Raw genomic sequence first — 26,148 nt, forward strand, 5'->3', positions numbered from 1 at the left:
TGCGAAGTGCGAGATGCGCAGCGGCGGCTTCCGCCTACATCCCGGTCATACAGGCGGTTGGGAGAGTTTCCCGAAAGCCGACATGAATCCATCCGACGCTCTGCCGGCAAAGGCGGATAGCGGATTTGCGCATGCATTCTACCCAGTCGAGGCTCGAATCTCACTAGGCGGGCCGGAACCAGATGAGAACTACGTCTACGCCATAGCCCTCTAAAGCCCCCTTTTGGGACTGAGTCGCCATCCATGGTGCCGTTACCTAACGGCTGTTTATGCCATAATCTGCCGATGGTCTGTTGACGTTGGATCAGCGGGACGAACGTTCAGTTTCAGGTTAGCGATCTGCACCCTACGTGTTTAGTCCCGGGATTTGATGGATTGGGTTGATGATGAATCGATCTGGTTCTGAAGTCCATATTTTGCAGATGTATTCATAGGGTGTGAGGCCTTTGAGTGTCTTGAGCCTTCGCCCGAAATTATACGCGGCGATGAAGTCATTGAGGTGCGTCCTCAACTGCTCATGGCTGTCGTAATGGAAGCGTTTGACCGTTGCTTCCTTGATCGTCCGGTTCATTCGCTCGACCTGACCATTGGTCCAGGGGTGATTGGGTTTTGTCAGGCGATGCTCGATCCCGTTAGCCTCGCAGATCATGTCGAAACGCATGGAACGTGACCATGCCGAGCCCCGGTTGCGGGGCTGTTCGGCGAACTGGATGCCGTTGTCCGTCAGGATAGTATGAACCTGATAAGGGACGATGCGCAGAAGATATTCGAGAAATTCCCAGGCTGTCCGTCTGTTGGCTTTGTCCACAAGCTGCGTTACCGCAAACTTGCTTGTGCGATCTATACCGACGAAAAGGTAAAGCTTTCCTTCGGCAGTCTGGACTTCGGCAATATCGAGGTGAAAGAACCCGATCGGATAGCGCTTGAAGTGCTGCCGTTTTGGCTTGTCTCCTTCGACATCAGGCAGGCGTGAAATCCCGTGACGCTGAAGACAGCGATGCAGGGCCGAGCGTGTCAGATGTGGAATGGTGGCCTGCAATGCGTAAAGGCAATCATCCAACGGCAGTAAGCTATGCCGACGGAAGGCCACGATCATCGCTTCGTCAGTCTCGGACAGAACCGTTGAGCGCGGCGCTTTGGGACCTGTCTTCTGATCCTCGACAGTCTGACGCTTCCGCCATTTCGCCACCGTTTTCGGGTTGATCCCGAACGCCTCGCTCAGCGCCGCGAGCGAAGCCTGCGATCGCTGTATTGCTGCTCGCACGGCGTGCGTGGTCGTGGCGCTCCCATGACGTATCTGTCCCATAATGCTTCCTTCCACTCGCGTGAAAATATCACACCATCAAACCCCGGGACTAAACATCTAGGCTAGCCGAGACGGATGGATTTGCAACAGACAGGTTCCAGCGCAAGCCGGGATATGGTGCCGTTAACCGTGTCTTCACCACCGCCAGAGGGCGAAGCGAGCAGATCGTCAGAAGAGAAGCTTCCTGAGATTGGCGTAGATCAGGGCCTTAGTCTCGGTTTCGTCCAATCCTAGCAAAGCGGCCAGTGGAGCGAGTGCCCGCCCCGCATCTGTAGGCTCAGCCGCACGATCCCCTACCTTAGTAAACGGACCGTCCGTTTCGGTCAGGAGACATTCACGCGGCAGGGATCGCAGAAATGCCGTTTTACCTTCCTTGGCGAGCATCTGTTCGTTGATCGAGAAATAGCACCCGAGATCGGCCGCACGGCGTGCTTCCGCTGCCGAGCCCGTGAACCAGTGTAGCACCACCTTCCCGCGATCGGACGGCATGTGAGCCTCGACCATATCGAGGACGATCTTCGCCGACCGTACGCTATGGACCGACAGGATCTTGTTACCGGCTTCGGCACAAGCTTCCAGTACGTGGGCGAAGACCTTCTTTTGCACGTCGAACGAGCTATAGTACCGAGGTCCCGCATCGAGGCCGACTTCGCCGACATAGCGCGTCTCGGGCAGCAACCTCTCCCATAAGCCTATCTCGGCTGCCCTTTCGCCCACAAGCTGAGGATGGAGGCCGAGGCCCGCGCGCACATATTTCGTCGCTCCCGTCACTTCCGCGTTCCGCCGCCACGCCTTAGGCGTCGTCGTCACCGTGAGGGTGAAGACGCCTGCGCGTTCGCAACGCTCGACCGCGCGCTCGAAATCTGGATACAGGTCGAGGTGACAATGGAAATCTACGAGATTGCTCATCCCCGCCCTCTACCTCGGACGCGTGCGAACGCCATCCAGCAATCGCCCGACTTCCTCCAGACCACGCGCGTAGACCCCTGCCATGCGGCCTTGGTCATCCAGATCATGGTCGTAGAGGGGGCCGGGTTTATGGATGAGGATCTTCGCCAGGTCGGGTCGGTCGCGGAGCCGCGCGATCGCCAACTGAAACGAGCGGACCTGTACGCCTTCTGCTTCCGCGCTGTTCAGCGGGCGCTGGCGCAGGTCCTCGAGGAAGTACCTCGTCGGATCGCCGTCCGGCATCGATGCCCGCCGGATGAGGCACGGAACGCAGTATCCGCAATGTCCTTGAGCATAGCCCGCCCACCGCAGTTTCGCGGGGGACGAACAGGAGATCGATTTGTCGGCGATCGTCATGAGGAACGGCTTGTCCGCGCAAGCGTCGACCATCTCGCCCTTGGTCATCGCCCAATAAGGGTTTGACAGTGACCCATCGATGCCGAGCGCGGCGATGATCTCGCGCCAGCGCGCCATATAGAATGGGTGTGTCGTTCGGGTACTAAGTGCCCCGAGACGTAGCGGATCGAGCGGTACGTTAAGCGCGATAAGGCCATTTTCGGGCACTTTGAGGTCGAATGGCCGACGCAGCGCCGTTCCGGCCGCAACACCGAAGGCGAAGAACAGAAACGATCGCGCCCTAGTCGACGTCTCCGATCCGACGCCTTCTGCCAAGTCATGCGCGAAGACCATCGGCAGCCTCACCCATTCGAAACGACGCTGCGGGAATTTCGCCTTGAGCGCCGCGTGGCAAAGATACTGCGCTTTGCTCCCCGCACCTTCGCCAGCATGGCTCACCAGCAGGGGCCGCTCATCGGCCGCGAGGCTATCGATGGCGCCGATCAAGCTATCGAGGCCGCCCGAGAAGAGGTTCACACCCCCGAGATCCGTATTGAGCAGCGGCGCGTCGCCACCGAGCCTTCCCTTGCCCACTGGCCGGGTGCGGAACTCAATCTCCCATCGGTCGCCGCTCAGGAAGCCTAATGCGCGGTCGATCACCGGTCGTGCCCTTTCCCACGCGGCGACGTCACTGACTGGCAACGAGATGCGTATCTCGCGGGTCCAGCCGTCCTGGGCTTCGGTCGCGCGAGCGATCCGCGTATCCGCCGCGTAGACGAGGGCGCCAAGCGCCAGCAGGTCGATGCCGATCTCATTGGGGACCAGATCGAACTTGCGCAGCTCATTGAGCGCCGTCTGTACCCCATAGGCCATCCCGCCTGCGTTCAGGAGCTGGACGTCGGATCGGACTTCGTCGATCCGCGTCAAGACAGTAGGGTCGTCCGTGGGTCCCAATTTGCCGACGAGGAGATGACGCTTCATCGTGCCGCCTCCGCATCGCCCATCGCTTGGAGGATCTGGAAGGCATCCTCGTAGACCGATGTCACGAAACCGTTGATCTGGTCGGGTGAAAGCGTCTGGATGTTACTACCGGAACGCGCCACTGCGTCGGTTACGCCGCGCTGGATGAAATCGTGCAGCATATCCTCGACCTTCTGGGCTGCCGCCGGGTTCGCGGGCAAGGCCACCGCCTTGGTCCCGATGTCATTGCAGATGCGGGCTTCGATCGTGTGCGCCACATAAAGCTCAAAGACCGTTGTCATCTGCTCGGAGGTCAAACCATCGATGTCAGTGATGCCGGCTTCGGCTAGGTCGGCGATCGTCTCTATGAAAGCGTTGCGCGCGATGCCTTGATCTATCGACCCATCTTCCGGACAGACATAGTCCGCCAGCCCCGCGAACACTTCCTCGATAGGACGTCCGGCGAGCGCGGTGAGATTAAGCTCCCGCAAGGTCTCTGCGATCCCGTTGGCCTGCACCGATTGCAGCATCCGGACCACGTTGCCGCCGGACGCGCGAGCGGTGCCCATCCGCTGCGCTGCGCGGCGCGGGCTCCCCATGGACGAGCGCACATAACCTGATACCGCCCGGCCCAGACTGCGCCGATCGGTGCCGCCAGAACGCGCAAACGTCGTGAAATTGGCGCGCGGGGCCGTGAAGCGACCTGCTGCACCCGGTGGCGGGAGTGGCGGCGCGGCGGGCGCAGGTTCGCCATCACCGCTGTTGCCATCGGCACCATCCTGCCCATCGCCTGCGTCATCACCGGCCCCACCGTCCCGGTCGCTGTCGTCGACGAAGGTGGGCACCAGCGGGCGATCGTTATTGGGGCCGTCGAAGGTCGAGGACGTGCCCATCAGCCCTTCGCCCTCGTCCGCAGAGCGGCGGTCGCGCTCGCGGCCAGCGCCGGATTGTCGGTAGCCTTGCTCCATCGCTCCAGCAGAGTCTGGAAGCGCCGTCTTTCGGCGTCTTCGGTGATCACCTCCGACCAACCCGCGACGATCCAGGGACCGCTTGAGGCGGGCAGCGTTCCGAGCATGTCCAAGAGAGCCGACTGAAGGTGCGGTTGCGTACGCACGAGGATCGTCGCGCCGTCGATGCCGGCGGGTGGCCGCGAGAAATCACCCGCACCTAGGATTCGCCGACGCACATAATCGAAGACGAGCGAGGCTTCGGGCTTTGCGAGCGCCCGCAGTTCCGCATCCATTCCCGAGACGGCCATGCGACGGCCCATCAGCCGTTCGACGACCGCCGCCAGCGGGCCGAGGGCGGAGGCTGCTGCGAGATAGTCCTTCCGGTCCTTGGTGACGAACAGATACGGACGCAAATCAACATTGCTCAAGGGCGGCTGAAGCTTCGCCCACGCCTTGATGACGTCCGACGCCTGCCATTGTGTCAGGACCGGATTTTCGACCGTCGCAGGCTCGGGGGCGGCGACAGCCTTGGGGGGCACGACTTTCTTCCCTTCCCCGCCTGCCACAAGTGGTGCAGGGGCCCGAGCCGTTTCGGGTTTGGAACCTTCCTCGAGGACAGCGAGGTCTTTGCAACGACCATCGGGATCGTTCGCCGACGCGAGGCCGATCTCGTCGAACAACGTGGGGATGAACCGTTCCGCTAGCATGAGCTTGGCCAGCACCGGCAATTTGACCGCAGCCCCGAAGCCTCGCGCGTCCGCCGTCCGCTCGCGGAGCAGCAAGCTGTTGAGGAATCGCTTGATCTGCCGCGGATTGCCGGACGTCCCACTAGCCAGCAGCGGCACGATCTGTTCGGTCAGCACGAGATCGTCCGCAACATCCTTCGCGCGCGCACCGAGCGCAGCTTGGACCGCGGCACCATCGAACCCCGTCGGATCCCATGGGCGCTTCAGCGCCTCGCGCGCCACCGCCACCAACGCCTTGAATTGCGCGTCTTCGTCACCGAGCCGTGCGCCCACGAGGAGCAAGGTCACATAGATATGCGTCTCAACCCCGCCGAGCGCCGGGATGCGAAACGGGATCTGGATGAGCTTCTCGAGATAATTGCGCGCATAATCACGCGGACCGGTGGTATCCGGTAAGTCGGGGAAGTGCTTACGCACCGAATATTCGATCATCGCCTCGTCCGCCGCGATGACGAAGGCGGTGCGGTCCATCATCACGAACAAGCGCATCGCTTCAAGCGTCTCGATCGCCGGCTCGGGCAGGCAGCGGTCGAGATCGTCGATCAGGACGACCAACTGCTTCAGTCCAGCGCGATTTAGCAGTTCATCGAATGCCTTACGGAATTCCTCGACTTCCTGCGGGACCCGCCGACTTTCCTTCTCCTTCAATAACCCTTCGGCACCTTCTATGACCTTGTTTATCTGCTCCTTGTCGGCATACTTGGCCGGGTCCGCGAAGAAGCCTTTCACCATGCCGACGACCGCGCCGACATGATCGGGACTGGGCAAACCCGACATCGCGGTGAACGCGAGCCCACCGCCCATCCGCGCTACCTTGAGCCAGTCAATGCGCTTGACGACATCCTTGACGGCATCGGCTGCCTTCGTCGTCAGCGACCTCTTCTCGATCAGCTGCGTGACCACGCCTTCAATCAGCGCGATCTTCGCATCCTCTAATCCCTGGAACCGCCATGCGTTGAACTTAATGCACAGCGTCTCATCATGATCGGCGAACGACGCTTCGATCATCTCCAGCACGCTTGATTTGCCCGCTCCCCAGTCACCGTGGACACCAACGGTGACGGCGCGCTCGGGATCTTCGGTAATGAGGCCGACAATAGTCTTGGCGATCGCATCGTTGTTCAGCAGATCGAAAGTGGTCTCGTTGTCCGCAAGCAGCATTTATTCCCCCGAGAGAGACGGTTTGGGCCAGCCGTCTCCGAAAGCTATCCTGCATCTTGCGATGACTAGATCAAGGGGTGTCGGTATTAAAGCCAAGAGGAACCAGGCAACTGCCTGATGAAAATTGGCCGTGCGAAGGACATGCACCGAAGGCAAAAGGCCGCTTCCGCCCTCATCCCGGACATGCCAGGCAGTTGGGAGAGTTGCCCAAAAGCCGACATGACTATTGCATATCTCTATCGCCACTTTGGGCGGAAAAAGTCCTAATTGTAGGCGCCTGAACAGCAGGCTTATTCCGATAATAAACTATGAATGATATCTATATTTTTATGAATTAAAATCATTTTTGTTCACGGTTTTATTCGGGCATAAAGCGATCACGATAACGATTGCAGCCTGTGAACGTCAGAAACCAAAACGAGAGACTTCCTGTCTACCGTTTGGTCTGGTTCTGGTTTTTTCGGGAAAAGAGAAGTAGAACCACAATGATTCAGGATTCAACATTCAGTATTCATCGACTTCGCTTCGATGAGACCTATCATCCATCTGACCGGACGCGTCTCACGACCAATTTTGCCAATCTGGCGAGAGGGGAAAGCCGTCAGGAAAATCTACGTAATGTCATCAGAATGATTGACAATCGTTTCAATGAACTGGCGCATTGGGATAACCCCACGAGAGACCGTTATTCCATTGAACTGGAAATTGTCTCTGTAGAGATGGATCTCGCTTTTGCTGGAAAAAATGACAGTTTTCCTCTGATTGAAGTATTGTACACAACGATTGTCGATAAAAAGGAAAATAGGCGTATAGAAGGTCTCGCAGGGAACAGCTTTTCCTCATATGTGAGAGATTATGATTTCAGCGTGCTGCTGCCGAAATATAATAAAGACAAGACAGAATTCAGCGTTCCTCACAATTACGGAGATCTGCATGGCAATCTCTTTAAAAGTGTTATAAATTCCGCCGCATATAAAAAGAACTTCAAAAAACGTCCTTTGATATGCCTCAGTGTTTCTACCAACCGGACCTATCATCGGACAGAAAATCAGCACCCTATTCTGGGTGTTGAATACCAGCAGCGTGAATTCTCACTCACGGACGAATATTTTGCAAAAATGGGGATGAAGGTTCGCTATTTCATGCCCTCCAACAGTGCAGCTCCGCTGGCGTTCTATTTTTTCGGTGATCTGCTGTCTGATTACTCCACGCTTGAACTTATCAGCACCATCAGCACGATGGAGTCCTTTCAGAAGGTTTACCGCCCTGAAATCTACAACGCCAATGCCTCGGCAGCCGATTGTTACAAGCCCAGTCTGAAGCACCAGGATTATTCAAATACCCTCATTATCTATGACCGGGAGGAACGCACTCAGCTGGCAACGGCACAGGGGAAGTATACGGAAGAGAATTTCAGCGAACCTTACTACGATGTTCTTGAGCAGTGGTCTGCCAGCTACGCCGCCTGATCAATCAGAAATGCAGGATCAATTCTTATGAAAACGCTACTCCCGACCTCCACAGCCGGCAGCCTGCCCAAGCCGTCCTGGCTCGCCAAACCGGAGACCCTCTGGTCTCCCTGGAAATTGCACGGCGAGGAACTGATCGAAGGTAAACAGGATGCGTTGCGCCTGACGTTGGACGATCAGGACCGGGCCGGTATTGATATCGTCAGCGATGGCGAACAGACGCGTCAGCATTTCGTCACAACATTTATCGAGCATCTCAGCGGCGTCGACTTTGAGAACCGTCAGACGGTTAAAATTCGCAACCGTTACGATGCCAGTGTGCCATCAGTTGTCGGTGCTGTGGCACGCGAGAAGCCTGTCTTTGTCGAGGATGCGAAGTTTTTACGCGCACTGACGAAGAAACCGATCAAATGGGCTCTCCCCGGCCCGATGACCATGATCGACACGCTCTATGACGGCCACTACAAAAGCCGCGAAAAGCTGGCGTGGGAATTTGCCAGGATCCTCAATCAGGAAGCGAGAGAGCTGGAAGCGGCTGGCGTCGATATCATCCAGTTTGATGAGCCTGCCTTCAATGTGTTCTTCGATGAGGTGAATGACTGGGGCATCGCCACATTGGAAAAGGCCATTGAAGGCCTTAAATGCGAAACCGCCGTCCATATCTGCTATGGCTATGGTATCAAAGCCAATATCGACTGGAAAAACGCGCTGGGGGAAGAGTGGCGTCAGTATGAGGAAATCTTTCCCAAGATTCAAAAATCCAATATCGATCTTGTCTCTCTGGAATGTCAGAATTCCCGTGTTCCGATGGATCTGATCGAACTCATTCGCGGGAAAAAAGTGATGGTCGGCGCCATTGACGTTGCCACAAAAACCATTGAGACACCCGAAAAAGTCGCTGATATCTTGCGAAAAGCGCTTCAGTTTGTCGATGCCGACAAGCTTTATCCCTGCACGAACTGCGGCATGGCGCCTTTGCCGCGTGACGTGGCACGAGGCAAGCTCAATGCTCTGGGGGCAGGTGCGGAAATCGTTCGTAAAGAACTCTCGACCTGACAGACTGCCGTAGGTGGATTCCAAAAGAGGGAGAGAAGTAGAGACGACCATGTCGATACGCTCTCCCTTGGGCAAGCAGGATACGATTCAGCTTCTCCATGACGTCAGGGTTTCGGGGGAGATCAACAGTCTTGCAACATCGTCCGCACTGTAAAACGTCAGCGAAAAGCGTCCTGAAGCCTGGCAGGGGTGAGGGGGCGTGTGCCGATGTCTTGCATCGTTATGATCAGCCGTTCGACATCTCTTGCCGTATCGGCCATGGGGCGGGAAGCGCCGAGCACATGGCTGAACCGGCGCAAACGCTTGCGGCACTCTCCCCGTCGACAGCCGACGATTTTGTGAGTTTCCGAGAGGAAATCGACAAAACGGGATATCTGTTCTCCTTTGGACAGCACCGGGCGATCAGGCATTTGAAGATAGCGCATGATGTCTGCGGCAAGGGTCTGTGGCATGGTGCGCGTCAAAGCCTGAGCCGCATTTCATCCGGCTCAACGAAACCAGGGCACCACGCAACACGGGCATCCGAACGGGCTTTCGTCATCAGGATCGTCGCAGGCCAGAGATGGACCGGCCCGATGACGAGCCTGGTGGTTCAGCCTCGGCACAATCGTCGTAGTGTCGGAAAACGCCTCGTCGTCCTGCGGCGTGTTATGAGGCGTCATCGTTCGTTCCATAATACAGCTTGCCAAGTTCGATCGCCGGGCGGCCCTGGCTGCGACGATGGGCGTTGGTATCCCGCAGCGAATAGGCGCAACCGCAATATTCCTGCTGGTAGAAGCGCTCCTGCTTGCTGATCTCGATCATCCGGGCGGAGCCTCCCCCTTTGCGCCAGTTGAAATCCCAGTAGGACAGCCCGTCATAGGGAGATACGGCGCGTTGCCCGCACTCGTTGATCTGCGCCATGTTCTTCCATCGTGAAATACCGAGCGAACTCGTCATGACCGGGAAATCATGCTCATGGGCGTAGAGTGCGGTCCGCTCGAAGCGCATGTCGAAGCACATGGTGCATCGTACGCCACGTTCCGGCTCCCATTCCATGCCTTTCGCCCGGGCGAACCAGTTATCCTTGTCGTAATCAGCGTCGATAAAAGGAACATCATGTTTTTCGGCAAACCGGATGTTTTCGTCCTTGCGGAGGAGATACTCCCGCTCGGGGTGGATGTTCGGGTTGTAGAAGAAGATCGTGTAGTCGATGCCCGATGCCGTCATCGCCTCCATCACCTCACCCGAACATGGTGCGCAGCATGAATGGAGAAGCACCTTCCTCTGTCCGCCCGGCGGTGTCAGAATTTGTCTCGGCTTCTCGTTCATCACTTGTCTCTTCCTGTTCCGGATAGTCTGCCACATGATCCAATATGGAACGGCCGATCTCCTGCAGTCCGAGGATATGGGCGATTGCATAAGTCGGGTCCGCACGATTCAACGTGGAGATATGAAATTCGTTGATACCGTTGGCCTGCAAGGTTCGGATCTGCTCCACCGCCACAATACTGGCGACGATGCGCCGGAGTTCCGGGTTTTCGTCGGTGTCTTCAAACAGACGCCTGAGCCAGGCTGGCACCGCGACCCCACAAAGCGCCGAGAAGCGTGCCACCTGCTCGTAATTCGAGACCGGCATGATGCCCGGAATGATGGGCGCGTTGATACCAGCGGACTGACACCGGTCAAGGAAGCGCAGGCAGGTCGAAGCGTCAAAGAAATATTGCGTGATGGCGCGTGTGGCCCCCGCATCAAGCTTACTTTTGAGATTGTCGAGATCGGCTTCAGGGCTAAGGGCTGCCGGATGCGTTTCCGGGTAGGCAGCGACGGAGATGTCAAAATCGGCGATACGACGTAACCCCGCGACGAGATCGCGGGCATAGGCATAACCACCCGGATGCGGAGTGTAGTCCGCTGTTCCCGCTGGTGGATCGCCGCGCAGTGCCACGATGTGCCTGATCCCTGCTTCCCAATAGCTGCGGGCGATAGCGTCGACTTCTTCCCGTGTCGCACCGACACATGTCAGATGGGCAGCCGGTACGAGGTCAGTCTCACGTCTGAGGCGCAACACCGTCGCATAAGTGCTGGCCTGAGTGCTTCCGCCCGCACCATAGGTCACGGACGCGAAGCACGGCGAGAGCGGTGCAAGGCGCCGGATGCATTGCCATAACCGCTGCTCCATAGGTTCTGTTCTTGGCGGGACGAATTCAAAGGAAAGCGCAGGTGGCGGCATGTCGCAGCTGCACGACAGCAGGTTGCCGATCCGTTCCTCCGAGACCAATCCGTTCAATCTGTCTGTCATGTCAGTTGCAGGGAAACACAATCTCCGGCTCGTTCCCTGCATGTCTCATGCTGGCGATCGAATTTGTATTCAGATTCAGAGCACAAGAGGCCACGATTATCGGTCGGGATCATAGAAAGCTATCCGAAAGAATCCTGTAAACCATCACGATAAAAGTTTATGTAAGTGAACTGAAATGATATGTTTTTATAATTATATGAATTTCGTGCATTCGAGAGGTAAGTCATGAGTGTTCTGGAGCGCAGTCATCTGACAATTATTCGGGAAGTCGCGCGAGAAGGCTCATTGACGGCCGCAGGAATGCGTCTGAACCTGACCCAGCCGGCGCTCAGCCATGCCATCCGCAAGATTGAACAGCAGCTTGGCGTCAAGATATGGCGCCGTGAGGGACGTTCCCTTGTGCTCAACCAGGCAGGCGAATGGCTGCTTTCTCTGGCGAACCGTCTGCTTCCTCAATTTGAGCTCGCGGAAAGCCGCCTTGAGCAGTTCGCAAATGGCGGGCGTGGCACACTCCGCATCGGCATGGAGTGTCATCCCTGCTATCAGTGGCTTCTGAAGGTGGTCTCCCCTTATTTGGAGAGGTGGCCCAAAGTTGATGTGGATGTGCGGCAGAAGTTCCAGTTTGGCGGTATTGGTGCGTTGTTCAGCAATGAAATCGATATCGTGGTCACGCCTGATCCGCTTTACAAACCTGGCCTGAAATTCACGCCGGTATTCGATTATGAACTTGTTCTGGCCGTTGGCCCTGGACATCCTCTGCGGAATGAGAAGTTTGTCTTGCCGGAGCAACTTGCGGGCGAAACATTGATCACCTATCCCGTTCCATCCGAGCGGTTGGATATCTATACACAGTTTCTGCAGCCTGCTGGTATTGGTCCGCGGCATCAGAAACAAATTGAAACCACTGATATCATGCTGGTGATGGTGGCACATGGACGGGGCGTTGCAGCACTTCCTCGCTGGCTTGTGGAAGAGTACGCTTCCCGCTTTGATCTTTATCCTGTGAAGCTTGGCAAGAAAGGCATTGCAAAACAGATATTTCTTGGTTGCCGCGAAACTGATGAAGAGATTCGATACCTGCAAGATTTTATCGAATTCGCCGCTTCACCTGATTCAGACACTTAAGTATTGCCTTCGAAATCCACATATAGAACCTACTTGTTTTTTTACAATGTCCGGTTTCTCTGTTTTCCTTTCGATACCGGACCTTCCGTATTCCCCCTGAACGGTCAGTCCGCTCAGTGATATAGAAGCGGACCTGCTGCTTACGCCTCTTTTCTGCCGTTTCCGCAACCGATCAGGTTTCTCGAATGCAGACATCAGCATCGACCATCTTTCGCTTCATTTGTACCAACAACTGTGATACATATGTGCATACACGCAAGGAGGCTTTGTATGTCTGCTGTTACATTCCGGGTAGATGAAACGCTGAAGGCAGCCGCAGTTAAGAAGTTGTCGGCTCAAGGCATTTCACTTTCTGACGCACTGCGCGATACGCTCGCGTATATTGCTGAAACGGGTCGCTCTCCCGTCAAGCGGAGGCTTGTCACAGACGAGGATGCGGAGCTTATCGAGATTGTGCGCGAACGCCTAAAAAACCCTGCCCAAAAGCATCGTATGACTTTTGCAGAGCTTAAGAACCGTCATCGCGAATGAAAGAGTATTGTCTTGAATTCGACGACAGAGCGCTCAGAGAGTGGGATGCTCTTGACGGCAGCGTGCGTAAGAAATTTGAAAAGAAGCTGGAAAAGCTGATCTGGAACCCTCACTCTCCAGGAAACGAACTGCATCGCGACCTATCAGGGTTTTATAAGATCAAGCTTCTGAAAGATGGTTACCGCCTTGTTTATCAGGTCATCGACGAACGGATCGTCATCTATGTAATTGCCGTTGGCCGGAGAGCCGATAATGAGATTTATGAACTGGCTTCGAAGCGAACAGAGTGAATTTACTTTCTTGGTAGAAAGTCAGCTCCCGCCTCATTTTTGTCATTCAATGCCCGGTTAAGCTTCTCGAATAGCGGACTATTTTCGGTTTTTCTTGACGTAAGGAGCCTGAGCAGTCAGCGGTGAGGTCATGGATACCATCAGCCTTCTTGCTCTACTCCTGACGCTCTCGGCAGGCTTCAGCATTCTCAACCACCATACGTTGCGTGTTCCTGTCACGATCGGCGTTCTGGTCTTCTCATTGCTGACCTCGCTTCTGGTCATGATCCTGAACCCTCTGATCCCGGCCTATGACCTTCAGGCTCTCCCACGGTCTGTACTCGGCGCGATCAATCTGCCTGCGGCACTTCTGAACGGTGCCCTGTCGCTGCTGCTTTTTGCGGGAGCCATGCAGGTGGATGTCGGGCATCTGCGAGCAAAGCTGATGTCTGTGACCGCTCTCTCCATTCTGGGAACCGTTCTGGCCGTGGCGTTTCTGGCGGTCGCGGCGTGGTGTGTTTTCCCGCTGCTGGGCCATGCCGTTCCCTTTACATGGTGCATCGTGCTCGGCGCTATCCTCGCTCCGACAGACCCGGTTTCGGTCGTGGGAATGCTGAAACGTCTGGGACTGCCAGGACCGCTACAGGCCGTCTTTGCGGGCGAGAGCCTGTTCAATGACGGCGTGGGCGTCGTCATTTTCGGTGTGACGATCGGGCTGGCGACTGGAGACAGTCAAGGGGTGGGCGCTTCTGAGATTGCCATGAGCTTCTGCCGCGAAGCGCTCGGTGGTGGTCTTCTTGGAGCGATAACCGGGTGGATTGCTCTTCGTGTGCTCAAGGGACAGCGTGACCCGCATATTGATCTGCTGACCTCGCTGGCTCTGGCGACCGGAACCTTCAGCATCGCCAATCAGTTGGGGATGTCCGGTGCGATTGCCGTCGTCGTGGCCGGTCTCTGCTTCGGAACCAGCTACAGCCATTCCATTTTCGATGAAGTATCGCGCAAGGAACTCGACATTGCATGGACGCTGATTGACGAAGTGCTGAACGTCCTGCTGTTCATGCTCATCGGCTTTGAAATACTGGAGATCACGCCGCATCTGTTCACGGTTCTGGCGACGCTTGCCGTGATCCCGCTGTCCATTGCCGTGCGGGCATTGAGTGTGCTGTTCTCCACCCTGCCGGTTCATCTCCGGCAGTGGGAGCGGGGCCGTGTCCTCGGCATCCTGACATGGGGCGGCCTGCGTGGCGGCATCTCGGTTTCTCTGGCGCTTGGCCTGCCGCACGGAGACCTGCGTGATCTGCTGCTGCCTGTCTGTTACGGTGTCGTGGTGTTCACCATCATCGTGCAGGGGCTGACCATGGAGCGGGTCGCCCGCAGGCTCTATCCGTCAATCGTCTCCCGGCCGCAGTAATGCCGTCTTCCCTTCTTCCCGTCTCGATTTCCGCCCGGCGGGTTCTCATTCTCGGGCTTGTCGCAGGCTATGTGGATGCCCTGAGTTTCGTCGATCTGAGCGGTGTCTTTGCCGGCGCGATGACCGGCAATACCACGCATATGGGCGCCTCGTTTATCAGTGGGAACTGGCAGCACGGCCTGCTTCTGATGGGTGTGCTGGGCGTATTTTTTCTTGCCGCTATTCTGGCCAGCCTGATGCGGCTGTTATGGTCGCCAGCTTGCGGGGTCATGGTCATGACGATCTTCATGGTTCTGGCGCAGGCGGTTCAGGGATCGTCCCTGCGTTACTGGGGAGAATTTCTCGTGCTTCCGGCACTTCTGGCCGTGCAGGGCGAAACGATCGCGAAATTCTCCGGCACGCCCATGCCCACGATCGTCGTGACGACAAACCTGTTAAAAGCCGCATCGGGAATTGCGGAATGGATGGCGTCATGGATTGCGCCGGACAGGAACATTCGCCCTATCGCAGGAAGCATTTTTCTGCCGCTACTTTCGTGGGGGGCTTTTCTGGCAGGCGTGATGGCCGCCGCTACGGGGCTGGCCCTGCACGGTAGTTTTCCGTTCCTCTGGCCCGTCCCTTTCCTTGTCTTTCTATACCGGGATATCTGGAAAACGGAGCGTTCCGGGCAGGACGATAATTGAACACCCTGTCTGACAGGTCAGGATCAGACGCAGGACGTAACGCGTTTATGATGCGAATCTGCCTCTCGGTCAGGTCAGATTTTCATGCCTGACAGCCGACATTCAGCTTCCCCCCCAAATCTGCCTGTCGGCTTCACCAATTCAGCAGACAGGCAGTGCTCACCTCAAGTCAGACGAGGTTGTAAGCCTTCTGTTGTATTCCTCGTGAGGCTTCCCAAATTCATAGGAACTGCATCTTTTAAGAAGGATCTGTCATGACCAGCCTGTTTGAGCCGATTGAACTGGGAAGCATTTACGCCAAAAACAGAATTCTCATGGCGCCGCTGACACGCGGTCGGAGCACCCGTGATCATGTGCCCACCCCCATCATGGCCGAATATTACGCGCAACGGGCCGGAGCCGGTCTGATCATCTCAGAAGCGACCGGGATCAGCCGCGAAGGTCTTGGCTGGCCGTATGCGCCGGGCCTGTGGTCGCAGGAACAGGTGGAAGCCTGGAAGCCCATCACCGCCGCAGTTCACGCCAAGGGCGGAAAGATTGTGGCCCAGCTCTGGCATATGGGTCGGATGGTTCATTCCAGCGTGACGGGCCAGCAACCTGTGTCCTGCTCGGCGACAAAAGCGCCTGAAGCCCTCCATACGTACGATGGCAAGCAGGCTCCCGAAGTCGCCCGCCCTCTCACCAAGGAGGACATTGCCCGCATCCTGAACGACTACGAAAATGCTGCTCGCAATGCCCTTCAGGCAGGCTTTGACGGTGTGCAGATTCATGCCGCCAACGGTTATCTGATCGACGAATTTCTGCGGGACGGCACCAATCATCGTTCCGACGAATATGGCGGTTCGCCGGAAAACCGCATCCGCTTCCTGCGTGAAGTCACCGAACGCGTGATCGCAACGATTGGCGCGCACAAAACGTCAGTAAGGCTGTCCCCCAATGGCGATACGCAGGGCTGCATCGACAGTCATCCAGGGCAGGTTTTTGTGCCGGCCGCAAAGCTGCTGAATGACCTCGATATCGCTTTCCTTGAACTGCGCGAGCCCGGACCGAACGGCACGTTCGGCAAGACCGACCAGCCCAAGCTGCATGGTCCGATCCGCGAAGTCTTCAGGAAGCCGCTGGTTCTGAATCAGGACTACACACGGGAAGAAGCGATCGAGACAGTCGCTACCGGTGTTGCGGACGCCATTTCGTTTGGTCGGCCTTTCCTCGCCAATCCGGACCTCGTGCGTCGTCTGGAAGACAATCTGCCCCAGAACAAGGACGATATCCGCACCTGGTACTCGCAGGGTGCAGAAGGCTATACGGATTATCCGCTTGCTCGCTGATACCCTATTTTTCCCGCAAGTTCCTTCCAATGGAAGGAACTTGCATTTGAACTATAGAAAATATTTAGCCGCCGACGTGATACTTGTCGTGAAGTAGGCGAAATCACCTGAATAGTTCTACTCCCTGCCATGAATGTGAACACTGCGAAAGGCTGTTTTCGGTAACTCTATCCCGATAGCCGACTGTCTGTTTCCCCCAGTCACCCGACGAGTAGTCTTGTTCGTTCGCGCACCGCTTCCAGTTCTCTTTCGGAGACCCGACCTTTATGCTTTGCTCGTCTGGCGCGCCAATCAAGACTGCGAACCTGATCAGAGAGAACCACGCTTGTCGGCTCTCCTGTCAAAGGCACTTCAAAGGGATACCCTTTGATTTTTGTCGTTGTCGGGCAACAAACAATCATACCAGATTTTTTGTTGTAACTAACTGGCGAAAGCACCACAGCCGGGCGATGCCCAGATTGTTCACGCCCTGCCTGAGGATCAAACTCCAGCCAGACGATGTCTCCGCAATCTGGCACCCATGCTGACATTTACCAGATCTCTCCGCCAATTTCAGGCCCAAAACTCACTTCACCGTGACGGTTATCATCCGTGATGGCGGCAGTCAGGGTGTCCAGCGAAAGGACAGCAGGGTGAACCGGTTGAATGATGATACGCCCATCTTCTTCCCGGACATCAACAGCCTGATTGATCTGTAGGTGAACCGCTTCAAGGATATTGGCTGGTAGACGGATGGCAGCGCTGTTCCCCCATTTGCGAACGGTCCCATGCATTGGATCTCTCCTTTGTGTGTCTACATTGTAGATACACCTTCGGCCACTTCTGTTTCAAGCTAAAAGTAGCCAATGTCCGCTTCCAATGAGCCAGGTATGCAAACCGGACCTTCTGCATTCCCCCCTTAACCGACTCAGGTATCGTGCCGTTCCGCCTCAGATCCCACGTCCAGCCTGACCTCATCATCCAGCGTCGTCCCACGCGCCAACCTGCGTCCGACAGCCTCGACAAAGCCGTCATACCGCTCCCGCCCCTTGCTCTGCGCCGCAGCCAAAGCCGCATCGGGCAGTGGGGGAGTGCTGGTGAGCCAGAACCGCACGAACACGGCGAGCGATTCATTGGAGATCGTCACCCGTCGTTCCATCCGCTCCAGCTGCCGCGTCATCCGGTCCAGCCGCCGAGCGAGCGCCGCCTCCAGCCGCTCCGGCCCATCCGGCGACAGAAACGATGCCAGCGCCGTCTCCACAATCAGCGCCTGCGGCACCTTCTTACGGGCGGCGTAATCGGCGATGGGTGGCGTTCCATCCGGAGCCAGAGGCGGCTCGAACCGGGGTGGCGGGAGGACGCGCGCGGCCAGTTCGGCGTCTTCGAAATACCGCGCCTTGCGCGCCCGGATCGGCGGGCAGCCCGAGACCATTACCAGTTCTTCGTCAGGGGGAAGCTGCATGATCTCGCCGGACGTCAGCAGCGGCCGCGCGGTTTCGTGGCGCGTCACCATCAGATGCCCGAGCCACGGCGAAAGCCGGTGGCCGGCATAGTTCTTCGCGTCACGAATCTCGGTCGCGGTGCCGAGCGCGTCGGAGACCCGTTTGGCGGTCCGTTCATCGTTGGTCGCGAAACTGACCCGGACATGGCAGTTGTCGAGGATCGAGTTGTTCTGCCCATAGGCTTTTTCGATCTGGTTCAGGCTCTGTCCGATCAGGAAGCTCTTGATCCCATAGCCCGCCATAAAGGCCAGCGCGCTCTCGAAGAAGTCCAGCCGCCCCAGCGCCGGGAACTCATCGAGCATCAGCAGCAGGCGATGGCGGCGCTTCGCCTCCAGTTCCTCGGTCAGACGACGGCCGATCTGATTGAGCACCAGCCGGACCAGCGGCTTGGTGCGGCTGATATCCGATGGGGGTACCACCAGATACAGCGTCGCCGGATGGCTGCCGGCGACAAGGTCCCGGATCCGCCAGTCGCAGCGCCGGGTCACATGCGACACCACCGGATCACGATATAGACCGAGAAACGACATGGCGGTGGACAGCACGCCCGAGCGTTCATTGTCGCTCTTGTTCAGCAGTTCCCGCGCGGAACTGGCGACCACCGGATGCACACCCTTCGCGCCAAGATGTGGCGTGGTCATCATGGCGCGCAGCGTGGTCTCGATCGCCCGCTTGGGGTCGGAGAGGAAATTGGCGACCCCGGCCAGGGTCTTGTCTTCCTCGGCGTAGAGGACATGCAGGATGGTGCCGACCAGCAAGGCGTGGCTGGTCTTTTCCCAATGGTTGCGCTTCTCAAGGGCGCCCTCGGGATCGACCAGCACATCGGCGATGTTCTGCACGTCGCGGACTTCCCGTTCACCGCGCCGGACCTCCAGCAGTGGATTGTAGGCGGCGCTGGCGAGGTTGGTCGGATCGAACAGCAGCACCCGACCAAAGCGGGCGCGCCAGCCGGCGGTCAGTGTCCAGTTCTCGCCCTTGATGTCATGGACGATCGCCGCACCTGGCCAGGTCAGCAGCGTCGGCACCACCAGTCCCACCCCCTTGCCCGAGCGGGTGGGCGCGAAGCACAGGACATGTTCCGGCCCATCATGGCGAAGATAGGCATCGGCCGAGCGGCCCAGCACCACGCCATCGGGGGCGAGTAATCCGGCGCGACGGATCTCGCGCGGGTCGGCCCAATGCGCTGAGCCATAAGTGGTGGCGCGCTTCTTCTCGCGGGCGCGCCAGACGGACATCGTGATCGCGACGATGACGGCGGCCACGCCGCCCGCCGCCGCGATATACCCGCCGATGGTAAAGATGTCCGGAGCATAGGCGTCGTAGGCGAACCACCACCAGAAGAATTCCGGCGGATAATAGACTGGCCAACTGAGCAGCATGAACCACGGAGCGCCAAGCTGCGTCTGGAAGCCGAGCCGCCAGGCGGTCCATTGCGTCGCCGCCCACGTGAAGGCGAGGATCACGGTGCCGACAGCAAACACCGAGCCCCAGAGGATCCTGGTCTGGTTCATGACAGGAACCGACCAGACAGCTCGATTCTCCGATATTCAAGGTCTAATGACAACGCCTGGGGCCGCAGGACAGCAGCGGATAATAAACGGACGGACGGCCAGTCCGCAGGGATTGAACGATGACCGACACCATCCGCCTGATCGACTCCATCGCCAGCTATCATGCCCATGTCTATTTCGACGGCGCAATGGAACGCGCGGCGGCGGAAAGGCTTCGCGCCGAGGTCGCCGAGCGCTTCGTGGTCCGGCTGGGTCGCTGGCACGAGGTTCCGGTCGGCCCACACACGTTGCCGATGTATCAGATCGCCTTCGAGACCGGGCTGTTCGCGACGCTCGTTCCCTGGCTGATACTCAATCACCGGGGCCTGAGCATCCTGATCCACCCGAATACGCGTTCTCCGCGCCGGGATCACATCAGCGACGGACTCTGGCTCGGGCAGCGTCGCGCCTTGCTGCCAGAGCAGCTACCGGAAGACTCGCTGAAGGCGGACGACGCAGGGGCTCCGAATACTGAACCGGCGGGCACGGCGCCGATCTGACGCCAGCCCGAAGCCAGGAGCGTGGCAGCGTTCTATTGGTTGCTTTGGTTGTCATGGTTTCCTATATTGCCATCACGAAGAAGACTCTGCCAGGAGGCGACAGGATGCCCACGACACCCGTTTCGGAAACGCGCGCCCGCGTTGCGGGAAGCCATACGAGAACCCGACTTCTCGGCGTGGGCAGCATCGTGATGGTGCCTGCCGGGCTGGAACTGGCGGCACGCAAGACAGCCCCCGGACGTGTCAGCGCGAAGCCACAGGTGCTGGAATACGAGGTTCGTCCGCAAGCCGGTCGCTCCCCCTCCCGCGAGACCGCTACAGATGCCTATGCGGTCGGCCCGCGGGGACTTGCCCTGTTACGCGGGAAACAGATCAGGGACGACGATCTTCGGCGCGCGGGCGGTGCCTACACGCTCGATCAGGTCAGGGAACTGCTCAGAGTCACGCGCCAGGCCATCGAGAAGAAGGTCCGTGAACAGGCGATCCTGGCGGTTCCGGGACCGAGCGGCGAGCGGCGCTATCCGGTCGCGCAGTTCACCGGCGATGGGGTCATGTCGGGTTTGAAGCCGGTGCTCGCCGCCCTGCCAAGCGAAAGCGCATGGTTCCGTCTGAATTTCCTGGTCACGCCGCTCGCACAACTCGACGGGCAGACACCGATCGAAGCGCTGGGCGCCGGCAAGACAGAGGCGGTGGTGAAAGCCGCGCAGTCCATCGGCGTCCAGGGCGGCTGACCGCGTGCCGGACCAGCCCTGGCCGCCGGGAGACCTCGCTTCCCGGCAACCCCGCTGGCGCATTCTGCCCGCGGGCCATCCCCTGCATCGTTTTCACTCCCGCGCTCATGACCCCGTCTATTTCGACCGTTCGCGCTCCGGGCGTCTCAACGCGCCGAACGGCTCTCATGGCGTTCTCTACACGGCGGAACAGCAGGCCGGCGCGTTCGCGGAGACGTTCCTGCGCGCGCCAGGACGCACGCTGCTGCCGATGGATCTCATCGCCGCCAAGGCCTGCGCCATCCTGAGCGCCAATCGAGAACTGCGGCTGGTGGAGCTGCACGGTCCCGGACTGGCTGTACTCGGCGCCACGGCGGAGGTCACATCATCCGGCCTGCCGTACGATCTGCCGCACGCGTGGTCGAAAGCCGTTCACGACGCATGGTCCGATGCGGACGGCATCAGCTACCGCGCCCGTCATGACAACGATCAGATCTGTTTCGCTCTTTTCAACCGGACGGAGAGCGCGATTGCGATCGCCTCCCAGAGCGACAATCTCGATGCGGACTGGTTCTATGAACTGATGGAGATCTATGGCGTGGGACTGACGAGCTGACCGGCAAGGTTTCAAATCCCGAGCCCGCGCTTCCGCCCGAAATTCCAGTCCACCGAGCCCCGTCAGGCGGCAAGACGTACAGCCGCAGGATCATCTCCCCCTGCTCGACCAGCACTTCTCCCGCCATATCAGGCGGCAGTTCTGCCCGAGCGAGGGAGACCGGATGATACGCCGCGTCAGCCAGTGCTGTCGGCAGGCGGACAACCGCAATCACGGCCGGCGATACCGCAACAGTCCAGCGGGCGGTACGCGGATTGAGGGCCGTGCGGACACTCTCGAAATCGCAACCCCCAGCGCCGGGCGAAGGCTTCGGCGTCTGACGTGGACAGCGCGGCCCGGAGCGCGGCGCGCTGAAGGGCGGCACGATCACGGATAAAGTCCCGATTGCGACTGACAAACTGCAAGGCAAAGGCAGGAGCGTCGAGCGACCGCAGGCCCTCGTACGCGCCCGCCGACCGCCAGTTGGCGCGGCTCATGGCGTCGTCTCCGATGCGTAACGGGTGGGAACAGGGCAAGTACTTGCTCGCGAGAGTATGCCAGACCGTCCCGTTGCCCGCTACGCCCCGCACCTGCAACAGGTCTTGCAGGTCACGCAACGATTCAGGGTGTCAGTGGGGCGCGCCGCCGCGCAGCAGATGCTGGTAGCCATGCTCGGTCATCCAGTGCGCCCGCGCCAGATGACTGTGCCAGCAGCGGTGGACGCCCTCGGGGTCAACCACCGGGTCGCGGTGGAGCACGATGCGGGCGACCTCGCGCCAGTCGGCGCCGTCGGCCTCGGCATCCAGCAGGCGGAGATAGGTAATCAGATGCTGTTCGTCGTAGCCGGTGAGACAGGACGCTTCCGGAGCGCTGTCGGCGACAGACGGGTCGAGCGGGGGCTTCTGCATGATGGAGTCGATCAGGTCGGAGAACGAACGCGACGCACCCTAGCCTGCCGCGTTTCGATGCCGGAAGTCTCGTTAAGAAACATGACGCCACGCCCTTGTCCGGACTCGATGAACAGGATGCCCGCCGCTTCCAGCGCGCGGCGAACCTGGTCGGTCGTGCCCTCATGAACGCCGAGACCGCGTTCGGATTCAAGGCGCTTGAGCGCGGTCAGTGCTACGAGGGCTTTTTCAGCGAGCATCTCCTGTGTCCAGTTCAGGAGTGCCCGTGCCGCCCTTACCTGTCGGCCAGTGATCATCCATGATCACATCCGACACGCGGGGCATGCACACCAGTAATACGACTATAATAGTCGTGTTAGAGAGATTCAACAACGTTCTTTCAGGAGGATGGCAAAGTGGAATCGGCGCCTGGATATCCGATGGCACGGGCGACCATACGAAAAGCCCCCCGCTCTATGCGGGGGGGGTCTCGTCGTATCGGTCCGCCGCGAATTGCGCGCATGCCAGCTTCAGTTCTCGTTCGATCCGTCGGCGCTCCCCGTGGCTCAGGTAAAAGCTGGTCAGTTCGGCGCGCAGCATCTGGATATGGTCGTGTAGCGTGGTCATCGTCCTGCTCCTTTCGTTTCTCGAAGACAGGACTCCGCCTCATGCACGCGGGAGCCGGGTCAGGGATCGCCGCAGGCGACCGCGCCAGCGGCGCCCGGGGGAGCCGATTTTGTCCGGTGTGCCCGTAGGGTGCGCCGGGCAAAATTGGGGGGACCGCGCGTCCTTGAGGCGGTTCACGCCGGGCATGGTATAATGGGAAGACTGAGGGAAGCCCTGTTCCCCTTTCTTGCCCGCACCCCGGCAGATCGAGAGGAGCGCGACTGCTGCGCACGCCCGCTGGTTTCCAACCGGTCATGCGAAGGCCCCGCCCGGACCGGCCGGGCGGGGATCGCGGGCACTTCAGTCGCCGTTGCGGCGACCATTGGGGCGGGACCAGATCAGGCTGTAACCCTCGCCGTCCTCGTCATCGAAGAGATTGGCGAAGATCGGGGCGTTGAAGCTCGGATCGTCGAGCTTGAGGCTCAGATAGTCGCGCCCCTCGTTGGAGCGCCGGGACCAGGCCGCCCCGATCTCCACCCTGCCTACGAAGACGCGGTGGCTGGGGGCGTTGTCGTTCGCGCGCGTGGTCTCGGGAGCGATACGGACGTTGGGGGTCTGGAGCGAGAGGGTGACGATCTCGCCGTTATACCCGTTGCCGACTTTCTTGAAGGTGCCGATGGTGGCCATGATACTCTCCGTGATCTCTGTTATCGAGCCCGCACCATTGCGGCCTCGATGGCGATCGGACAGACGGAGGCGAGCGGCGGCGCATCCCTTGGGGCCGAAGCGCAGCGGAGGACGGCGGGACAGAATTTTCTTGGTGCGCGAGGAATGACGGCGCAGCCGGCAGGGGAAGAAAATTATGGCCCGTTGTTGCGCCATAGCCGATCGAGGCGTAGCCGGCCTTCGGCTAGATCAGCCATCTTGAGAGGCAGCATGCGTGCGCGGCCCGACAGAGCACACATCACGGAGACTATGGCGACCGGCACAGCGCACGAGATCCGGCGGCAACCAGAATGACGGCGTCATCCTCCCTCCATACCAGCCCACCGAACCGGCCCGTTCCGGGACTGCGCCTCACCGGACATGCCCGGCTTCCCCGTTGCGATCGGCCTGCGGGAAATCAGAGCGCCAGTTCGTTTGCTTCAACAGGCGGACCGTATCTGGAACAGCGCGTCGCATCCGCGCTTCGCTGCCCATCGCTCCCCGCCTCTCGATGACGTGGAAAGACAGGCAGGTACCTGATCCATGCCTGCCCGCCGGCTGCCGCGCAGGCGGTCAGACCCGCGCGACGCTCCCGTTGGCCGGTTCGGGCGGGGCCATGCCGGTAAAGCGGACGAACGCGGTGATGCCGACCGCAATGGCGCCGATGACCGAAAAGAAGAGCTGCCAGACGACGGACGGCATCATCATCTCGGCGAGACCGTGCGTGGCGCTATAACCGGCAATGATGGCGGGCACGGTATAGAGCAGGACGATCAGCCCTCTCAGCCAGATCCACGGCGCGCAGGCGAGTGCGATCTGACCGGCGACGAAAGTCGCTATCCCCGCCACGACGCCGACGATCAGGGCGCCAATCACTCCGGCACCGGTATGAAACGCCCAGAGCCCGGCATACAACCCGCCAGCAAACGGCAAGGCGAAGACCGCGAGCGTGAACATGAGCCAGCAGAAAAATCCGATGCCGGCGACGATCAGGAACGGTGCGAAGATCACCATGGTGGCGGCTCCCGTAAAGATGACATGATCTGACGGTCACGCCTGCCACCACCACCACGGCGCAATCCGCATCATAGAGAAAACGATGTATCGACGGAACGAGAATCGTACTGACGTCCGCCAAGCGGACGTGCATCGTGGGGCTGCTCAGGGAGACAACGTCATGGCGGACATCACGGGACGCGAACTGCATCTGGTCAAAAAGGCGCTCGCCATTGCAGTGCTGGCCATTGAACAGCAACCAGGGCCGTTTCAGTCCTATTCGGACATGCAGGACATGAAGGGCCTGCTCGACCTTCTGGCGCCCGGCGATACCGAGCTGGCCTTCTATGCCCGTTCCGCGCGGATCGCCGTCACGGGTAATCCGGACTGAAGACGGCGCTCACGCGCCGCCTCCGAACCGCAGGACCGGGATACCGAGGCGCTTCGCCTTGTCGGCCAAATTCTCCTGGATACCGGTTCCGGGAAAGACGATGACGCCAATCGGCAAGGTATCGAGCATGGCGTCGTTGCGGCGGAAGGGCGCGGCCTTGGCATGCTTCGTCCAGTCCGGCTTGAAAGCGATCTGCACGATCTCGCGGTGATCAGCCCAGCGAGACGCGACGAACTCCGCGCCCCTGGGCGAACCACCATGCAGCAGCACCATGTCGGGATGCTTGGCACGGACCTTGTCCAGCCGGTCCCAGATCAGGATATGGTCGTCGAAGTCCAGCCCCCCGGTCACGACGACCTTGGGGCCGGGCGGGACCAGCAATTCGCTCTCGGCGCGGCGTCGGGCGTTGAGAAAGTCACGGCTGTCGATCATAGAGGCCGTCATGGTCCGCCGCGATACCAGCGAGCCGGTCTTCGGCCGCCACGCGCTCAGGGTCAGCCGCTCGAACTGCTCCTGCGCCTCGTCGCGGAAGATCTCGTAGGCGTTGCGGCGTTCGATCAGTGTCAGCCCTTCGGCGATCAGTCGCTCCAGTTCCACCGAGCGGATCTCGCTGCCATCCTGATCCTGCTGGCTGCGTTTCTGCGCCTGCTCGTTGCGGTCAAGCTCACGCTCGACCTGGCCGACCATGCGGTGGAAGATGTTCACGGTGGACCAGAGCAGCGCTTCGAGGTCCGGTTCCAGCCGTGTGTCAGTCAGCGTCGCGGCGACGGCGTCGAAGATGTCGGCCACAGCACCCCCGATGCGCGGAGCTTCGGGCAGCGGCCTTGGATCAGGCTCGTCCTCGAAGGGACGGTAGCCATACATCTGAAGTTCAGCCAGCACATGGGCGGTGGATGAAGCGGCGTGCGGCGGTTCAAAATCATCGGTGCGGGTCATGATGCGGTCCTCCCAGGTCTCCGGCCGCGCCCTTCGCGGCCTTTCCGGGGGCGGATAGCGGCAGACCAGGGACGGGCCGGAACCGCGCGCTCGCGCGCGGCCGCAGCACAGCGAAGGATGGCAGGGGGCCGGCTATTTTGCTTCGCGATGTAAAGCGCCCCCAAAGGGGCGCGACGGAAAATAGCTGGCTCACGCCATTGAAGGCCCGGCCCGGCTGACGCCCGCTCC

Annotated in this window: 30 protein-coding genes and 1 pseudogene; 12 read left to right on the forward strand and 19 right to left on the reverse strand. The window is 59.2% G+C overall.

Annotation, left to right across the window (positions count from 1 at the left end; translation table 11 throughout):
• Positions 1-346: 346 nt before the first annotated feature.
• From IFJ82_RS14105 to qatA, 5 genes are all read right to left on the reverse strand, one after another.
• Positions 347-1,306, reverse strand: coding sequence for an IS481 family transposase (locus tag IFJ82_RS14105; RefSeq protein WP_003618838.1), 960 nt, complete (start codon positions 1,304-1,306; stop codon positions 347-349).
• Between the two features lie 168 nt (positions 1,307-1,474).
• Entirely contained in the window at positions 1,475-2,215 is a 741-nt protein-coding gene (qatD, locus tag IFJ82_RS14110) for a Qat anti-phage system TatD family nuclease QatD (protein ID WP_003618836.1), read from the reverse strand.
• Between the two features lie 9 nt (positions 2,216-2,224).
• Positions 2,225-3,571 (reverse strand): Qat anti-phage system QueC-like protein QatC, encoded by a 1,347-nt coding sequence (qatC, locus tag IFJ82_RS14115; RefSeq protein ID WP_003618835.1) that lies wholly within the window; start codon positions 3,569-3,571, stop codon positions 2,225-2,227.
• Positions 3,568-4,443, reverse strand: a complete 876-nt coding sequence (gene qatB, locus IFJ82_RS14120; RefSeq protein WP_003618833.1) for a Qat anti-phage system associated protein QatB — start codon at positions 4,441-4,443, stop codon at positions 3,568-3,570. Before qatB ends, qatC begins: the two co-directional genes overlap by 4 nt.
• Complete coding sequence (gene qatA / locus IFJ82_RS14125) at positions 4,443-6,407, reverse strand: Qat anti-phage system ATPase QatA (RefSeq protein ID WP_003618831.1); 1,965 nt, start codon at positions 6,405-6,407, stop codon at positions 4,443-4,445. The genes qatB and qatA overlap by 1 nt, the downstream gene beginning before the upstream one ends.
• Before the next feature lie 485 nt (positions 6,408-6,892).
• On the opposite strand from qatA, the gene IFJ82_RS14130 reads away from it, so the two are divergent.
• The gene (locus tag IFJ82_RS14130; protein WP_003618828.1) at positions 6,893-7,876 is read left to right on the forward strand and encodes a DUF1852 domain-containing protein; all 984 of its coding nucleotides are present in this window, start codon (positions 6,893-6,895) and stop codon (positions 7,874-7,876) included.
• A gap of 27 nt (positions 7,877-7,903) precedes the next feature.
• Positions 7,904-8,932 carry a methionine synthase gene (locus IFJ82_RS14135; RefSeq protein WP_003618826.1) on the forward strand — a complete coding sequence of 343 codons (1,029 nt, stop codon included), beginning with the start codon at positions 7,904-7,906 and terminating at the stop codon, positions 8,930-8,932.
• A 158-nt stretch (positions 8,933-9,090) separates the two neighbouring features.
• Here the strand turns inward: IFJ82_RS14135 and IFJ82_RS14140 are convergent, their stop codons facing one another.
• The 3 genes from IFJ82_RS14140 to metF form a co-directional block, all read right to left on the reverse strand.
• Positions 9,091-9,384 carry a hypothetical protein gene (locus IFJ82_RS14140; protein ID WP_003618825.1) on the reverse strand — a complete coding sequence of 98 codons (294 nt, stop codon included), beginning with the start codon at positions 9,382-9,384 and terminating at the stop codon, positions 9,091-9,093.
• A 196-nt stretch (positions 9,385-9,580) separates the two neighbouring features.
• The gene (locus IFJ82_RS14145) at positions 9,581-10,150 is read right to left on the reverse strand and encodes an epoxyqueuosine reductase QueH (protein WP_231106186.1); all 570 of its coding nucleotides are present in this window, start codon (positions 10,148-10,150) and stop codon (positions 9,581-9,583) included.
• A 4-nt stretch (positions 10,151-10,154) separates the two neighbouring features.
• On the reverse strand, positions 10,155-11,213 hold the full coding sequence (metF, locus tag IFJ82_RS14150) for a methylenetetrahydrofolate reductase [NAD(P)H] (RefSeq protein ID WP_040510584.1): 1,059 nt from the start codon (positions 11,211-11,213) through the stop codon (positions 10,155-10,157).
• A gap of 225 nt (positions 11,214-11,438) precedes the next feature.
• On the opposite strand from metF, the gene IFJ82_RS14155 reads away from it, so the two are divergent.
• The 6 genes from IFJ82_RS14155 (at position 11,439) to IFJ82_RS14180 (ending at position 16,563) form a co-directional block, all read left to right on the forward strand.
• The gene (locus IFJ82_RS14155) at positions 11,439-12,338 is read left to right on the forward strand and encodes a LysR family transcriptional regulator (protein WP_040510582.1); all 900 of its coding nucleotides are present in this window, start codon (positions 11,439-11,441) and stop codon (positions 12,336-12,338) included.
• Between the two features lie 270 nt (positions 12,339-12,608).
• Positions 12,609-12,869, forward strand: coding sequence for a type II toxin-antitoxin system RelB/DinJ family antitoxin (locus tag IFJ82_RS14160; protein ID WP_003618686.1), 261 nt, complete (start codon positions 12,609-12,611; stop codon positions 12,867-12,869).
• Positions 12,866-13,159: a type II toxin-antitoxin system RelE family toxin gene (locus IFJ82_RS14165; RefSeq protein ID WP_003618711.1), complete on the forward strand. Its 294-nt coding sequence runs from the start codon at positions 12,866-12,868 to the stop codon at positions 13,157-13,159. The genes IFJ82_RS14160 and IFJ82_RS14165 overlap by 4 nt, the downstream gene beginning before the upstream one ends.
• Positions 13,160-13,289: 130 nt before the next feature.
• Positions 13,290-14,552, forward strand: a complete 1,263-nt coding sequence (locus tag IFJ82_RS14170; RefSeq protein ID WP_003618713.1) for a cation:proton antiporter — start codon at positions 13,290-13,292, stop codon at positions 14,550-14,552.
• A complete protein-coding gene (locus IFJ82_RS14175; RefSeq protein ID WP_003618716.1) occupies positions 14,552-15,235 on the forward strand; it encodes a YoaK family protein in 684 nt (227 codons plus the stop codon). Before IFJ82_RS14170 ends, IFJ82_RS14175 begins: the two co-directional genes overlap by 1 nt.
• A 254-nt stretch (positions 15,236-15,489) precedes the next feature.
• Positions 15,490-16,563: an alkene reductase gene (locus tag IFJ82_RS14180; RefSeq protein WP_003618718.1), complete on the forward strand. Its 1,074-nt coding sequence runs from the start codon at positions 15,490-15,492 to the stop codon at positions 16,561-16,563.
• Between the two features lie 200 nt (positions 16,564-16,763).
• On the opposite strand, the gene mazF is transcribed toward IFJ82_RS14180, so the two are convergent.
• From mazF to IFJ82_RS14195, 4 genes and pseudogenes are all read right to left on the reverse strand, one after another.
• Positions 16,764-17,093: an endoribonuclease MazF gene (gene mazF, locus IFJ82_RS14185; RefSeq protein ID WP_003618720.1), complete on the reverse strand. Its 330-nt coding sequence runs from the start codon at positions 17,091-17,093 to the stop codon at positions 16,764-16,766.
• A complete protein-coding gene (locus IFJ82_RS14190) occupies positions 17,094-17,336 on the reverse strand; it encodes an AbrB/MazE/SpoVT family DNA-binding domain-containing protein (protein WP_003618721.1) in 243 nt (80 codons plus the stop codon).
• Between the two features lie 134 nt (positions 17,337-17,470).
• On the reverse strand, positions 17,471-17,872 hold the full coding sequence (locus IFJ82_RS16060) for a CopG family transcriptional regulator (RefSeq protein ID WP_456306892.1): 402 nt from the start codon (positions 17,870-17,872) through the stop codon (positions 17,471-17,473).
• Positions 17,849-19,555 (reverse strand): annotated as a pseudogene (locus tag IFJ82_RS14195) (conjugal transfer protein TraG); the annotation flags it as partial. The pseudogene IFJ82_RS14195 and the gene IFJ82_RS16060, both read right to left, overlap by 24 nt.
• Positions 19,556-19,674: 119 nt before the next feature.
• Here IFJ82_RS14195 and IFJ82_RS14200 point away from each other — a divergent pair.
• From IFJ82_RS14200 to IFJ82_RS14210, 3 genes are all read left to right on the forward strand, one after another.
• Positions 19,675-20,094 carry a DOPA 4,5-dioxygenase family protein gene (locus IFJ82_RS14200; RefSeq protein ID WP_003618779.1) on the forward strand — a complete coding sequence of 140 codons (420 nt, stop codon included), beginning with the start codon at positions 19,675-19,677 and terminating at the stop codon, positions 20,092-20,094.
• A gap of 104 nt (positions 20,095-20,198) precedes the next feature.
• Complete coding sequence (locus IFJ82_RS14205) at positions 20,199-20,825, forward strand: hypothetical protein (protein WP_003618778.1); 627 nt, start codon at positions 20,199-20,201, stop codon at positions 20,823-20,825.
• A gap of 4 nt (positions 20,826-20,829) precedes the next feature.
• Positions 20,830-21,420 (forward strand): RES family NAD+ phosphorylase, encoded by a 591-nt coding sequence (locus tag IFJ82_RS14210; RefSeq protein ID WP_003618777.1) that lies wholly within the window; start codon positions 20,830-20,832, stop codon positions 21,418-21,420.
• Between the two features lie 176 nt (positions 21,421-21,596).
• Here IFJ82_RS14210 and IFJ82_RS14215 read toward each other — a convergent pair whose 3' ends face one another.
• The 6 genes from IFJ82_RS14215 to IFJ82_RS14240 all read right to left on the reverse strand — a co-directional run bounded on the left by IFJ82_RS14215 (position 21,597) and on the right by IFJ82_RS14240 (position 24,611).
• Positions 21,597-21,896: a transcriptional regulator domain-containing protein gene (locus IFJ82_RS14215; protein ID WP_225578689.1), complete on the reverse strand. Its 300-nt coding sequence runs from the start codon at positions 21,894-21,896 to the stop codon at positions 21,597-21,599.
• A 132-nt stretch (positions 21,897-22,028) separates the two neighbouring features.
• Positions 22,029-22,307 (reverse strand): DNA -binding domain-containing protein, encoded by a 279-nt coding sequence (locus tag IFJ82_RS14220; RefSeq protein WP_010669065.1) that lies wholly within the window; start codon positions 22,305-22,307, stop codon positions 22,029-22,031.
• An 11-nt stretch (positions 22,308-22,318) separates the two neighbouring features.
• Positions 22,319-22,546, reverse strand: a complete 228-nt coding sequence (locus IFJ82_RS14225; RefSeq protein ID WP_018307953.1) for a hypothetical protein — start codon at positions 22,544-22,546, stop codon at positions 22,319-22,321.
• Positions 22,547-22,760: 214 nt separating this feature from the next.
• On the reverse strand, positions 22,761-22,913 hold the full coding sequence (locus tag IFJ82_RS14230) for a hypothetical protein (RefSeq protein ID WP_170213666.1): 153 nt from the start codon (positions 22,911-22,913) through the stop codon (positions 22,761-22,763).
• 339 nt (positions 22,914-23,252) lie between these two features.
• The gene (locus tag IFJ82_RS14235) at positions 23,253-23,579 is read right to left on the reverse strand and encodes a DUF736 domain-containing protein (protein WP_034931914.1); all 327 of its coding nucleotides are present in this window, start codon (positions 23,577-23,579) and stop codon (positions 23,253-23,255) included.
• A 591-nt stretch (positions 23,580-24,170) separates the two neighbouring features.
• Positions 24,171-24,611 carry a hypothetical protein gene (locus IFJ82_RS14240; RefSeq protein ID WP_003618753.1) on the reverse strand — a complete coding sequence of 147 codons (441 nt, stop codon included), beginning with the start codon at positions 24,609-24,611 and terminating at the stop codon, positions 24,171-24,173.
• A gap of 163 nt (positions 24,612-24,774) precedes the next feature.
• Here IFJ82_RS14240 and IFJ82_RS14245 point away from each other — a divergent pair, with 163 nt between their 5' ends.
• Positions 24,775-24,984 (forward strand): hypothetical protein, encoded by a 210-nt coding sequence (locus tag IFJ82_RS14245; protein WP_003618751.1) that lies wholly within the window; start codon positions 24,775-24,777, stop codon positions 24,982-24,984.
• 9 nt (positions 24,985-24,993) lie between these two features.
• Here IFJ82_RS14245 and IFJ82_RS14250 read toward each other — a convergent pair whose 3' ends face one another.
• A complete protein-coding gene (locus IFJ82_RS14250; protein WP_048858928.1) occupies positions 24,994-25,920 on the reverse strand; it encodes a DUF2493 domain-containing protein in 927 nt (308 codons plus the stop codon).
• Positions 25,921-26,148 lie beyond the last annotated feature (228 nt).

Source organism: Novacetimonas hansenii, from assembly GCF_014843995.1.
GTDB lineage: Bacteria > Pseudomonadota > Alphaproteobacteria > Acetobacterales > Acetobacteraceae > Novacetimonas > Novacetimonas hansenii.

Excerpts from the sequence above, each read along its gene's own strand:
- IFJ82_RS14105 (WP_003618838.1), bottom strand. The coding sequence starts at position 1,306 with ATGGGACAGATACGTCATGGGAGCGCCACGACCACGCACGCCGTGCGA.
- qatD (WP_003618836.1), bottom strand. The coding sequence starts at position 2,215 with ATGAGCAATCTCGTAGATTTCCATTGTCACCTCGACCTGTATCCAGAT.
- qatC (WP_003618835.1), bottom strand. The coding sequence starts at position 3,571 with ATGAAGCGTCATCTCCTCGTCGGCAAATTGGGACCCACGGACGACCCT.
- qatB (WP_003618833.1), bottom strand. The coding sequence starts at position 4,443 with ATGGGCACGTCCTCGACCTTCGACGGCCCCAATAACGATCGCCCGCTG.
- qatA (WP_003618831.1), bottom strand. The coding sequence starts at position 6,407 with ATGCTGCTTGCGGACAACGAGACCACTTTCGATCTGCTGAACAACGAT.
- IFJ82_RS14130 (WP_003618828.1), top strand. The coding sequence starts at position 6,893 with ATGATTCAGGATTCAACATTCAGTATTCATCGACTTCGCTTCGATGAG.
- IFJ82_RS14135 (WP_003618826.1), top strand. The coding sequence starts at position 7,904 with ATGAAAACGCTACTCCCGACCTCCACAGCCGGCAGCCTGCCCAAGCCG.
- IFJ82_RS14140 (WP_003618825.1), bottom strand. The coding sequence starts at position 9,384 with ATGCCACAGACCCTTGCCGCAGACATCATGCGCTATCTTCAAATGCCT.
- IFJ82_RS14145 (WP_231106186.1), bottom strand. The coding sequence starts at position 10,150 with ATGGAGGCGATGACGGCATCGGGCATCGACTACACGATCTTCTTCTAC.
- metF (WP_040510584.1), bottom strand. The coding sequence starts at position 11,213 with ATGACAGACAGATTGAACGGATTGGTCTCGGAGGAACGGATCGGCAAC.
- IFJ82_RS14155 (WP_040510582.1), top strand. The coding sequence starts at position 11,439 with ATGAGTGTTCTGGAGCGCAGTCATCTGACAATTATTCGGGAAGTCGCG.
- IFJ82_RS14160 (WP_003618686.1), top strand. The coding sequence starts at position 12,609 with ATGTCTGCTGTTACATTCCGGGTAGATGAAACGCTGAAGGCAGCCGCA.
- IFJ82_RS14165 (WP_003618711.1), top strand. The coding sequence starts at position 12,866 with ATGAAAGAGTATTGTCTTGAATTCGACGACAGAGCGCTCAGAGAGTGG.
- IFJ82_RS14170 (WP_003618713.1), top strand. The coding sequence starts at position 13,290 with ATGGATACCATCAGCCTTCTTGCTCTACTCCTGACGCTCTCGGCAGGC.
- IFJ82_RS14175 (WP_003618716.1), top strand. The coding sequence starts at position 14,552 with ATGCCGTCTTCCCTTCTTCCCGTCTCGATTTCCGCCCGGCGGGTTCTC.
- IFJ82_RS14180 (WP_003618718.1), top strand. The coding sequence starts at position 15,490 with ATGACCAGCCTGTTTGAGCCGATTGAACTGGGAAGCATTTACGCCAAA.
- mazF (WP_003618720.1), bottom strand. The coding sequence starts at position 17,093 with ATGTCAGCATGGGTGCCAGATTGCGGAGACATCGTCTGGCTGGAGTTT.
- IFJ82_RS14190 (WP_003618721.1), bottom strand. The coding sequence starts at position 17,336 with ATGCATGGGACCGTTCGCAAATGGGGGAACAGCGCTGCCATCCGTCTA.
- IFJ82_RS14200 (WP_003618779.1), top strand. The coding sequence starts at position 19,675 with ATGACCGACACCATCCGCCTGATCGACTCCATCGCCAGCTATCATGCC.
- IFJ82_RS14205 (WP_003618778.1), top strand. The coding sequence starts at position 20,199 with ATGCCCACGACACCCGTTTCGGAAACGCGCGCCCGCGTTGCGGGAAGC.
- IFJ82_RS14215 (WP_225578689.1), bottom strand. The coding sequence starts at position 21,896 with ATGAGCCGCGCCAACTGGCGGTCGGCGGGCGCGTACGAGGGCCTGCGG.
- IFJ82_RS14220 (WP_010669065.1), bottom strand. The coding sequence starts at position 22,307 with ATGCAGAAGCCCCCGCTCGACCCGTCTGTCGCCGACAGCGCTCCGGAA.
- IFJ82_RS14225 (WP_018307953.1), bottom strand. The coding sequence starts at position 22,546 with ATGCTCGCTGAAAAAGCCCTCGTAGCACTGACCGCGCTCAAGCGCCTT.
- IFJ82_RS14230 (WP_170213666.1), bottom strand. The coding sequence starts at position 22,913 with ATGACCACGCTACACGACCATATCCAGATGCTGCGCGCCGAACTGACC.
- IFJ82_RS14235 (WP_034931914.1), bottom strand. The coding sequence starts at position 23,579 with ATGGCCACCATCGGCACCTTCAAGAAAGTCGGCAACGGGTATAACGGC.
- IFJ82_RS14240 (WP_003618753.1), bottom strand. The coding sequence starts at position 24,611 with ATGGTGATCTTCGCACCGTTCCTGATCGTCGCCGGCATCGGATTTTTC.
- IFJ82_RS14245 (WP_003618751.1), top strand. The coding sequence starts at position 24,775 with ATGGCGGACATCACGGGACGCGAACTGCATCTGGTCAAAAAGGCGCTC.
- IFJ82_RS14250 (WP_048858928.1), bottom strand. The coding sequence starts at position 25,920 with ATGACCCGCACCGATGATTTTGAACCGCCGCACGCCGCTTCATCCACC.